The organism is Pseudochrobactrum sp. Wa41.01b-1 (assembly GCF_019464455.1).
GTDB lineage: Bacteria > Pseudomonadota > Alphaproteobacteria > Rhizobiales > Rhizobiaceae > Pseudochrobactrum > Pseudochrobactrum saccharolyticum.
This window is the reverse complement of the sequence record NZ_CP080493.1, coordinates 2,353,432-2,364,519: the sequence shown is the minus strand read 5'-3', so window position 1 is coordinate 2,364,519 and position 11,088 is coordinate 2,353,432. Positions and strand designations below refer to the sequence as shown.

Sequence of the window (11,088 nt, the reverse complement as noted above, 5' to 3'; positions counted from 1 at the left end):
CCCGTCAGTTAGACGCAGGTTCCGCAGGCGATTCTTTTTTCACAGAGGATGTGATGAATGGTGAAAGCTTCTGTACGCTGCCGCCGCCATGGCTGACACACGGGGTCTTGCCATCCACACAACGACCGATAACAGCACTGAACAGACCAGGCTCAGTTGAGGCATAATGCGTAACCGGATGCTTCTCTGTCGGCTGATCCAGCTCGATATAACCGGCACGGTTCAGCGCTTTGTCAGAGGTGCGGACTTCGGAAACCCATTTTTCAAAGTCGGCTTCGTTTTTCACATGGGTTGTGAAACGCATCTGCGCAAAACCGTCACCGCTATAGTTCGCGGAGATACCTTCATAAGCACCGATTTCATTGCCGATAAGGTGCAGCTTGGTCTGCATGCCAGGCATTGCATAAACCTGACCGCCCAGTGCCGGAATGAAGAAGGAGTTCATCGTGTGACCGGAGGTGATGCGGAAGTTCAGCGGACGATCAACCGGTACGACCAGTTCATTCACCGAGGCAATCCCCTGCTCCGGATAGATGAACAGCCATTTCCAGTTCATAGCCACAACTTCAACCTGAACCGGCTTTGCCGCATGTTCCAGCGGGCGGTACGGATCCAGTTCATGGGTCTTAATCCAGGTCACATAACCAAGAATGAGAATGACGATGCACGGAATAATCCAGACAGCGGCTTCAATCTTGTTTGAGTGATGCCAGTCCGGCAGATATTCATTATCTTTGTTGGCGCGATATTTATTCGCGAAATACAAGGTCGCGATAATGACCGGCACAACAATCAGCGACATGATGACTGTCGCGAAAACAATCAGGTCGCGTTCTTTAATGCCGACTTCGCCTTTAGGAAACAGCACAACCTGCTGACACCCTGCCAGTATAGCCGTCAGCATCAGAACCGCACCGATACCTGCCGACCGGAATAATCTGTGTTTCATTTAATTTTTCCGTCTTGAATGCGCCCGGGACAGGCCACATATCAACATTCACCAAGATATTTCAGGCTCATGAATAAGCTCAAAAACATCTTAACTGCTTTGAAATGCTGTATTATTTCTTATCTGACATTGTTTCAGACTAAGAAGAACATACAGTAGTTTCGGTAAATTCTGAAATTCATAAACAAAAAAGCGCCGTATTTCAACACCGGCGCCTATACGCACATATTTCAGAAAACCCGGCCGGAGCAATTTCATCTCTCAAAAAAGATAAAAGCTGCTCCCATCAGACCGGAATATCGAATGTCTGAACCCATAATTGACGGGCATATCAGACCGATTCACTCCGGCATCCAGAACTTTTGCGGTTTCTATAAGCAGGAAAGCATCTAACAGCAAGATGAATCTCGGTCACGTTTCCGCGTCCGGAGCAAAAACTATCCGGCAGGCATAAGACGGCACATGAAACAGGGAAATCAGGAAACAGCTGCAAAGGTCAAAAGCATTTCACAGTCAAGAGGGATCAGCTTGACGGCAGTGATAATGCGACCAAATAAAAGATCCAGAACATGTCACGGAAAAGCGGGCACCGGTTTTCCGATAACGACATGCGTAAAACAAGGAGACAGAGCGAGCGATATGATGCAATCCGGACGTCAATCGCTTCAGGCAAAGAAGCTTTAGAAAATGAAAAAGGCCGGGATGTCCCGACCTTCCATGAAACGCCTCAACCAATGCCAGTACATCCGTGGTCAATAGTCAGGCGAATTTCTTAAACTTTATTTATGTATAGGCCCCGATTATTTCAAGAGCATGACAGATTTACGTTATCTTTGTGTCATCTATCTTGCTTTTGCATCCTGCTGTTCCGGCATAAGCACAGCCTGACAGCCGGATTATGCTACAGCGCGATCCTGATACAGTTCCTGTTCTCTTTCCTCTTCCTGCGCAATATAGGCATAAACCTCATCCATACATTGCTGCAGCATATCAAGATCAACAGGCCCCATGCGGCTGAGATAAATATCCATCTCGGAAGCAGGCACACCACGCTTAATCATTTCGACAATCGCCTGTACGACTATGGTTTTCTGATCAAATCTGTAGCGCTGCATACCCCACCTCACGCATCTCAGGGTTCTCCTCCCCTTTATGCACCCATATGGTTAATATGACGTGAAGATGGCACATTTAACAACAGCAAATAACTGTCATTTTTTAACAAGAACTCCGCAAAATGATATTTCTGCGCAATAAAAACGATCTGTATTACATTATAAAATTATAACTTACATATATCTAATAACTTAAAAACAAAAACTGCCCGCCGGTATATTTTACAGCGGGCAGTATTCATATTTTTATTTGCTGAAAGACAGCAGATCAGCTTAACGAATTACATACCGTCATTCTGACCGATGATCTCGCGCTTACCGACATGATTGGCGGCGCCGACAAGACCTTCCTGCTCCATACGCTCCACCAGAGATGCAGCACGGTTATAACCGATCGACAGGCGGCGCTGGATATAGGATGTCGAGCATTTCTTATCCCGCAACACCACTTTGACAGCCTTTTCGTAGAGATCATCGCCATCATCAGATGCCATATCGCTCTTGTCAAAGACCGCGCTGTCATCCTCAACCGCTTCCGTGTCTTCTTCATCAGCAGTTACGGTTGCCAGATAATCAGGACGCCCCTGTTCTTTCAGGTGATTGACGACCTTTTCGACTTCCTCATCCGATACGAAAGGACCATGGACGCGGACAATGCGGCCGCCACCGGCCATATGCAGCATATCGCCCTGACCGAGCAGTTGCTCAGCACCCTGCTCACCGAGAATGGTACGGCTGTCAATCTTCGACGTGACCTGGAAGGAAATACGGGTCGGGAAGTTCGCCTTGATCGTACCGGTGATCACATCAACAGAAGGTCGCTGTGTCGCCATGATCAGGTGAATACCGGCCGCACGCGCCATCTGCGCCAGACGCTGGATCGCACCTTCGATTTCCTTACCGGCAACCATCATCAGATCGGCCATTTCATCGACGATAACGACGATGTAAGGCATTGGCGTCAGATCCATTTCCTGTTCTTCATACAGGATTTCACCGGTCGCCTTGTCAAAGCCAGCCTGAACGGTACAGGTAACAGTCTCACCTTTTTCACGCGCTGCAGCTGCACGGGCATTATAGCCGTCAATATTACGCACACCGAGACGCGACATCTTGCGATAGCGCTCTTCCATTTCGCGCACGGTCCATTTCAGTGCCACGACGGCCTTTTTCGGATCGGTTACGACAGGAGTGAGCAGATGCGGAATACCGTCATAGATCGACAGTTCCAGCATTTTCGGATCGATCATGATCAGGCGGCATTCTTCCGGCTTCAGACGGTAGAGCAACGACAGGATCATGGTGTTGATTGCCACCGACTTACCGGAACCGGTCGTACCGGCCACCAGCAGATGCGGCATCTTCGCAAGCTCAGCAATTACCGGCTCCCCGCCGATGGTTTTGCCAAGGCAGAGCGCCAAACGGCAATTGGTGCGCTCGAAAGCAGGCGATTCAATCAGCTCGCGAAAATACACGGTTTCGCGGATCGAATTCGGCAATTCAATACCGATCACATTACGCCCCGGCACCACTGCAACACGGGCAGAGAGTGCCGACATGGAGCGAGCGATATCATCAGCCAGACCAATCACGCGCGAGGATTTAACACCCGGGGCCGGTTCAAATTCATAGAGGGTGACAACCGGACCCGGACGCACATGGATGATTTCACCACGCACACCGAAATCTTCCAGAATGCTTTCCAGCAAACCAGCGCTGCGTTCCAGCATTTCCTGCGAAATAATCGCACCGTCTTTATAAACAGGCTCCTGCAACAAAGCACGAGGCGGATATTCATAACCTTCACCGGACATTACAGTTCCGGTTTCAATAGCGGTCGGCGAGAAAATCGACAAGTTGATCGAGGCCGACGGATTGCGTGGCGCAGGAGCGGCAGCGAATGTTACCGGTGCAACAGTTGGTGCGACAGGTGTTTCTTCCTGTTCCGCCACAGTTTCCTGCACCAGATCACAATCTTCCACCACAGTTTCAGCAATTGGTTCAGCAACTATTTCAGCTGGCATTTCTGCAAGCGGCTCGGCAGCAACGGCCACAGCTTCTTCTGCTGCCGGTACGGACACTGCATTCAGCGGCGGCTGCATATTCAATGCCTGTGTGGCAATTGAATAGACCGGCATCTGATAGCCGGACAGGCCAAAACTAAAGGATGGCAGGAACGGATTGCTGACAGTCTGTGCAGGCTCTGCCACAGCGGCAACAGTTTCTGCAAGCTCAGCCACGGCTTCCGCAACCGGTGCCGGTGTTTCAGCTTCCATCTCGACTGCGGTTTCCACAACAGTTTCCGCTACGGTTTCAGCAATCTGTGCTTCTTCATGCACTGGTCGCCATTCAACAGTACGGAACATGCTCAGAATTGATTTTTCTTCCGCAACCGGTGCTGCTTCTGCAACAGGCATCACGGCTACAGGTGCCAATACAGGTGCGGAAATTTCTGCCGGTTCTGTCACTGTCTCAACAACAGCTTCCGCAGCAGGGGTGATTTCCGGCAATCCGGCAAATTCCCAGAAGGCAAAATCAGACAAATGGCTCAGCTGCAAACCGCCCTGCTCTGTCTCAGTAACCGGAGCAACAGGTTCAGCAAGCACAGGCTGCTGAGGCTCAGGCAGATGCGAAACCACAGCATTAACCACTTCGGCTTCCGGCACGATTGAGACCACCGGTGTCGGCACGGTACCGGCCAGAGGTGTCGCAGCTTCAACATGCGGCGCAACCGGAACGGCAGGCAAGCGCAAACGTGCAGCAACAATCATGCTTGAAGGCCCGCGCAAAACCGGCGCAGTACGAACAGGCTGGCCAGCCACAGGAGCGGCGGTGGCAGGCTGCATGACAGGTGCTGCGACCGCTTCTTTCTGCACAGGGGCAGATGGCTGTACTTCTTCTTCCGCACCGAATTCTTCAATCAGCTTGGCGCGCAAACGCTGCAATTCATTTTCAGGTGTGCGGGTAAAACGTACATTCTCGGCCAAAGCAAAAGCATTCTTCCAGACCTTTTCGCCGGAGCCGAATTGCTCACGTACAGACAAGCCCTGATAGGCCACATGCGGATTAGGCACGGTCATCGTCGGATTGGCCGGTTTCGGATGTGCCGGAGCAGATACGGCCTGCGGCGCGGCAGGCACAGCTGCTGCAACAGGTTCCTGCGCAGCAGGCTGCGCGACCGCAGTCTGCTCTTCTGCCTTTGCGGATCTGTCCTGATCCATCCAATGCTTAACCGCAAAATTGTTGCTCATCTGCTTACTCCTAAGCGGGTATGACGGGGTAACGGGCACAGGGGCGGCAGTCGATGCTGCCGGTGCGACTTCTGTCACAACCGCCGGAGCATAGCTGAGAGGGGCAACGGAGATTAATTCCGCCACCTCTGATTCTGTAACGACATGTTCCGCTTGCGGCTGTGATACGGGTGCAGGAGCGCCAGAAGCAGATTGTTCCGGCCTCTGTATTTCCTGCGGCTGGGATACCGGTTCACGCATGTCAGCGGAAACCGCAAAGCGGTCAGTCGTTGCAATGGAGAAATTGGATCGGGGAATACGCATGGACCTGAAAAACCAAAAAATACGCTACTGAGTTCTGTCCACAAAGTAATAAAAAATGAAGGTTAATAAGTTCCTTCCAAATCGCATTTGTGATCGGCCGGAAAAGACGAAAATCAGCTATCTCTCTTGCGTGAAATGTTAAATTTATAAAATATTTTCAAATATATAGCGGATGAGTAACGCAGGATTTCGATGCGCAACAATATTTCTGCACTGCCTTCACACACGTAAACCACAAGCAAAGGCACAGCAGTCAGCCATTATGAGCCGGCCGGCAAAATTTGCAGCTTCTCACTGCAGCCGATTATGGGAGAAAATACTCCGCAAAGACCGGTGTTAAGCAGAAAGCAGCTCTGTTTTCCGCTTAATCACAATGAATTGCTCAAATTTTACCTCAAATCCCCGCACATCAAAGCAATAATCCCTCTCGCAATCGCTGAACGGGTGGGCTAAGGAGACGCCAATCGACCGGTTAAGCGACTCTTTTTCAAAAAGCGGCTCATTCCGGCTCATATAAAGATGGTGACAATCATGCTCTCTTATCAGCGTTATGCAGTTCTCACTTGTGTTGCGCTCCTGACCATTGCCTCTTTTATCGGGGCAGTCTTTTACAGCGAATGGCTCCTTATCATCACTGCCGTCTCAAGCTCTCTGCTTGGGCTGGGCGTCTATGATATTTTTCAGTCCAAACACGCAATTCTGCGCAATTACCCGATCATCGGGCATATGCGCTTTATTCTCGAAAGTATCCGTCCGGAACTACGCCAGTATATTATTGAAGGCGACCGCGATGAAGAACCGTTCAGCCGTGAAATCCGCGGACTGGTTTATCAGCGCGCCAAAGGCGTTGAGGACAAACGTCCGTTCGGTACAATCGAAAATGTCTATAGTTCCGGCTATGCATGGCTGACCCATTCTGCTGTTCCTATGGTGATTAAGGATACGGATTTCCGTGTCCGTATCGGCGGTTCTGCCTGCAAACAGCCTTATGATGCCAGCCTGTATAATATTTCGGCCATGAGCTTCGGCGCGCTTTCTGCCAATGCCATTCTTGCTTTGAACAAAGGCGCGAAAATTGGTGGTTTTGCCCATGATACCGGCGAAGGCAGTATCAGCCGTTACCACCGCGAAGGCGGCGGCGATCTGATCTATCAGGTTGCATCCGGCTATTTTGGCTGCCGTAATGATGACGGTACATTCTCACCGGAAAAATTTGCAGTTCAGGCCGCTGATCCTCAGGTCAAAATGATTGAGCTGAAAATCAGTCAGGGCGCAAAACCCGGTCATGGCGGTATGCTGCCAGCCAAAAAGATCTCACCGGAGATTGCCGAAGCACGCGGCATTCCGATGGGCAAGGATTGCATCTCACCGCCTGCGCATAATACTTTCTCCACGCCGATCGGCATGATGAAATTTATCGGCCAGCTGCGTGAACTCTCCGGCGGCAAGCCTGTCGGCTTCAAGCTTTGTATCGGTCACCGTCGTGAATTCATGTCGATGGTCAAGGCCATGCTGAAAACCGGTATTTATCCTGATTTCATCGTCGTTGACGGTAAAGAAGGCGGCACCGGCGCGGCTCCGCTGGAATTTGCCAACCGTGTTGGTATGCCAATGCTTGAAGGTCTGACCTTTGTGCATAATACGCTGCGCGGTGCAGGCATCCGTCACGAGATTAAAATCGGTGCGGCCGGTAAAATCGTCTCTGCCTTTGATATTGCCCGTACTTTTGCTCTGGGCGCTGACTGGTGTAATTCGGCACGCGGCTTCATGTTTGCTGTCGGCTGCATTCAGGCACAGTCCTGCCACACCAATACCTGCCCTGTCGGTATTGCCACGCAGGATCCGTTACGCCAGCGTGCGATCGATGTCGGCGACAAGAGCAACCGTGTTGCACGTTTCCACCGCAATACGATGCATGCTCTGGGTGAGCTTGCCGGTGCGGCTGGTCTCAGTGACCCGCGTGACTTCATGCCTTATCATTTCATGTTCCGCCAAAAGGACAATGAATTCCTCGACGGTAATGAAGTCTATCCGTATCTGCCAAACGGCTTTCTGGTCTCCGGCCCTGAGATTGAAGAGCTCTCCGACTGGTACAGCCGTTGGGATCGCGCTTCTGCTGAAACTTTTGCGCCGCCGGAAATCCCGCATGGACCGTTTATGCGCCGTAAAATCGCTGCCTGATATTAAAAATCCCGCCAAACGGCGGGATTTTTAATGCCGAAATATCAGGTATCAGGATCACGCATGGTTTCCTTTTGCGTGATGAGACGAGCGCTTTGTAATCCGCTCAGATAAATCCAGAGCCAACTCCACGCGACTGCAAGTCGTGAACGTGTTCCGATCAGAAAATAGATATGGGCAAGACCCCATATCCACCACGCCAGAATGCCTTTCAGCTTGAATTTTCCGAATTCGATAACAGCAACTTTACGGCCGATTGTCGCCAGATTGCCCTGATGACGATATGTGAAAGCTTCAGGCGCAGGCGTACCTTTCAGCATGGCACGAATGCATTTTGCAACAAAGCTGCCCTGTTGTTTGGCAGCGGGAGCAATGCCGGGCACGGATTGATCCTCCCCCCATTTGACCGAGGCCGTATCACCGATCACAAAAATTGACGGATCATCCGCAAGCCGCAAATCCTTGGTGACTACCACCCTGCCCGCACGATCCGATTCTGCTCCAAGCCATTGAGCAGCAGGCGATGCCTGCACACCGGCCGCCCAGACGATTGTGCGACAGGCAATCGGCTCCTCACCGATTGTGATACCACTCTCATCACAGGCTGTGACCGGCACGCCGGTACGAACGGTGACACCGAGCTTTGTCAGGGCATTGCGGACATAATCGGATAGATCTTCACTGAAGCTCGGCAAAACGCGCGCTCCGGCCTCAACCAGCAGAACTTTCGCCTGACGTGTATCAATACGGCGAAACTCGCGCGGCAGCGTGTGATGGGCAAGTTCTGCAATCATACCGGCCATTTCAACACCTGTCGGCCCTGCACCGATCACAGCGAATGTCAGTAATGCTTCACGCTTGGCCGGATCTGCCTCCAGTTCCGCCTGCTCAAAAGCCAGCAACATGCGCCTGCGAATTGTCGTTGCATCTTCCAGTGTTTTCAGACCCGGCGCAAAGGCTTCCCATTTATCTTTACCGAAATAGGCGTGGCGTGCACCCGTTGCCAGAACCACTATGTCATAAGGCAATTCAGCACTGTTACGCAGGCGCACTGTTTTTTGAATACGGTCAATACCAACGACCTCATCAAGCAGAGTTGTCACTTCCGGTCGATCACGGAAAAGATGCCGGATGGGCCATGCTATTTCAGATGTTGCAAGCACGGTGGTTGCAACCTGATAGAGCAAAGGCTGGAAAAGATGATGATTGCGGCGATCCACCAAAGTAATGTCAATATCAGCATTTTTCAGCCCGTGAACGACCTGCAGGCCTGCAAAACCCGCACCAATAACCACAAGCTTCTTTTTCATAACGCATCCCGTTCTGCATGAGATCTGTTCGGCTGAAAACATACCACCTATTTTGCCACTATGCTGCATTAACCGTGCCTAAGGCATAGCTTAATGAGCAGGAAGTTCCTAAAAGCAGGTCTGAGCAACAAGGATGGATGAAAGCAAACCAATGAATTTGAGCCTTTTTAAGAATCTATGCAAAGACGGTAAATTCAAAGAAGCACTTGCCCTGGCAACAACCGGCTACGAGGACGACAGGCTTGCTCCTACCCGTTTCTCCATGGACAAGAAAACCGGAAACCCAATCTTCTACCGAGGCAACAAGCGCGTAGAACTGAACGCAGACAATGAATGGCAAATCTCAAAGAACCTGAACTTCTGATGAAGCCTGATCCTAATCAGAAGGCGTTCATTTTACTGACAGCCAGTTGGCTCCTTTTCAGACAAGGTAGAACCCTTAATCGGAATATGGAGAATCAAACAGAGAATCTTTTTCAAGACATTGTTTTATAGGATAAAATGTTTTGTGATTTTTTGGTGGAGCCAAGCGGGATCGAACCGCTGACCTCTTGCATGCCATGCAAGCGCTCTCCCAGCTGAGCTATGGCCCCATTACCGATCATGTTCTTAGTCGCAACAATTGGTCGGAACTTGGTCGGAAATGTCAAAAAAATCCCCCCGTTACATTGAACTCAGAGGACTGAAATATTGGTTCAGACGCGATATCCCCGTCCGTTTACAATCTTTATTCAACAATAGAACTGCGCATTTAATTAATCTTCAAACTGGCGACATCCAAATCGCCCGTAAGAGACGTGATCAAACTCTCAATTATATAGTTTCTCTTTATGACACGCTGGAAGCTTCTGAGGGTTTATTAGCTGCAACCCCAAACTTCGCCCCTTTAATGAACGAATGGTATTCGCCACCAAAAAAATCAATAACTGTCTCGTCATGCCCACCACGACTACGCACATCTGATATCAAGCCAAACAATCTCATTAAAATCGATCAGCACCTTGAAGCATATTTATGTGAAGCAAAATTAGCTCCCAAAACAGCAATGGAAAGAAGTCACCTTATCCGAAAGTTTGGTGAATGGGCAGGATTGAAGCATCTATCCTTGAGCCAAGTGGATAGGTTGACCGCCGGTCAATACTACACGCAACATATTAGTCCCCTGCATAAATCGACTGCGAAAAAGCATCTTGGTAGTGTCAAATTGTATTGGGATTATTTAATCAAACGCGGGCATGTTTCCGGACAAAACCCTTGGCAAGGACAAGCCATGCCTGACCGAGGTCGCAGAATAGAACGAAGCTCTCATCATAAAGAACGGCCTTTCACCGATGAAGAAATCCGCATTCTGCTATACTCACCATATCCGACACGTATGAAAGACATATATAAAACGCAGCTGTATGATGCCATGAGGATGTCCGCGCTTTCAGGGATGCGACTTGCAGAGGTTATAACCCTATGGGTGGAGGAATGCGTCCTTAACGATAACGGTCACAACTACTTCAATATTCAACAAGGTAAAACCAGCGCCGCAAAACGCACAGTACCAATACACCCTCAATTATTAGAAATAATACATAGACGGCAGCGCGGAAAAAAATCAAATGATTGGCTATTTCACGAATTGTCGAAAGAACGCGATCCAAGTGATATTTTCAGTAAGCGCTTCGCAGCATACCGCAACAAATTAAACATACGAGATAACGTGCAAAAACAACGTAGAAGTCTTGTAAATTTTCATTCATTCCGTCGCTGGTTCATCACCAAGGCAGAGCAAGCAGGCGTACAAGAAAACATCATTTCAGAGGTTGTTGGTCATACGGAGGGGCGAAAATCTATTGCTTTAAAAGTATATTCTGCGGGACCATCTGAATGCCAAAAGACTAATTGTGTGAATGTGATTAAGCTACCTTCAGAGTGAAGGTATGATGATACGATGAGACTAAGCACAGTTCCCCAGCATCAATCAACGCACC

General features: G+C 49.8%; 7 protein-coding genes and 1 tRNA gene. 3 read left to right on the top strand and 5 right to left on the bottom strand.

Translation table 11 applies throughout. The features are described 5' to 3' along the window. Positions 1 to 4 precede the first annotated feature (4 nt). From cyoA to K1X45_RS11055, 3 genes are all read right to left on the bottom strand, one after another. Positions 5 to 949, bottom strand: coding sequence for a ubiquinol oxidase subunit II (gene cyoA, locus K1X45_RS11065; protein ID WP_022710232.1), 945 nt, complete (start codon positions 947 to 949; stop codon positions 5 to 7). Between the two features lie 896 nt (positions 950 to 1,845). After that, a complete protein-coding gene (locus K1X45_RS11060) occupies positions 1,846 to 2,064 on the bottom strand; it encodes a hypothetical protein (protein WP_022710234.1) in 219 nt (72 codons plus the stop codon). Positions 2,065 to 2,345: 281 nt separating this feature from the next. Beyond that, positions 2,346 to 5,618, bottom strand: a complete 3,273-nt coding sequence (locus tag K1X45_RS11055) for a DNA translocase FtsK (RefSeq protein WP_370627031.1) — start codon at positions 5,616 to 5,618, stop codon at positions 2,346 to 2,348. 531 nt (positions 5,619 to 6,149) lie between these two features. On the opposite strand from K1X45_RS11055, the gene K1X45_RS11050 reads away from it, so the two are divergent. After that, positions 6,150 to 7,799 carry an FMN-binding glutamate synthase family protein gene (locus K1X45_RS11050; protein ID WP_116087131.1) on the top strand — a complete coding sequence of 550 codons (1,650 nt, stop codon included), beginning with the start codon at positions 6,150 to 6,152 and terminating at the stop codon, positions 7,797 to 7,799. Positions 7,800 to 7,843: 44 nt separating this feature from the next. On the opposite strand, the gene K1X45_RS11045 is transcribed toward K1X45_RS11050, so the two are convergent. After that, entirely contained in the window at positions 7,844 to 9,109 is a 1,266-nt protein-coding gene (locus tag K1X45_RS11045) for an NAD(P)/FAD-dependent oxidoreductase (RefSeq protein WP_220158837.1), read from the bottom strand. Positions 9,110 to 9,260: 151 nt separating this feature from the next. Between K1X45_RS11045 and K1X45_RS11040 the strand changes: the two genes are divergently transcribed. Then, the gene (locus K1X45_RS11040) at positions 9,261 to 9,473 is read left to right on the top strand and encodes a hypothetical protein (protein ID WP_028233464.1); all 213 of its coding nucleotides are present in this window, start codon (positions 9,261 to 9,263) and stop codon (positions 9,471 to 9,473) included. Between the two features lie 153 nt (positions 9,474 to 9,626). On the opposite strand, the gene K1X45_RS11035 is transcribed toward K1X45_RS11040, so the two are convergent. Next, positions 9,627 to 9,702 (bottom strand) — tRNA-Ala (locus tag K1X45_RS11035). 50 nt (positions 9,703 to 9,752) lie between these two features. Here K1X45_RS11035 and K1X45_RS11030 point away from each other — a divergent pair. Further along, complete coding sequence (locus K1X45_RS11030; protein ID WP_220158836.1) at positions 9,753 to 11,033, top strand: tyrosine-type recombinase/integrase; 1,281 nt, start codon at positions 9,753 to 9,755, stop codon at positions 11,031 to 11,033. Positions 11,034 to 11,088 lie beyond the last annotated feature (55 nt).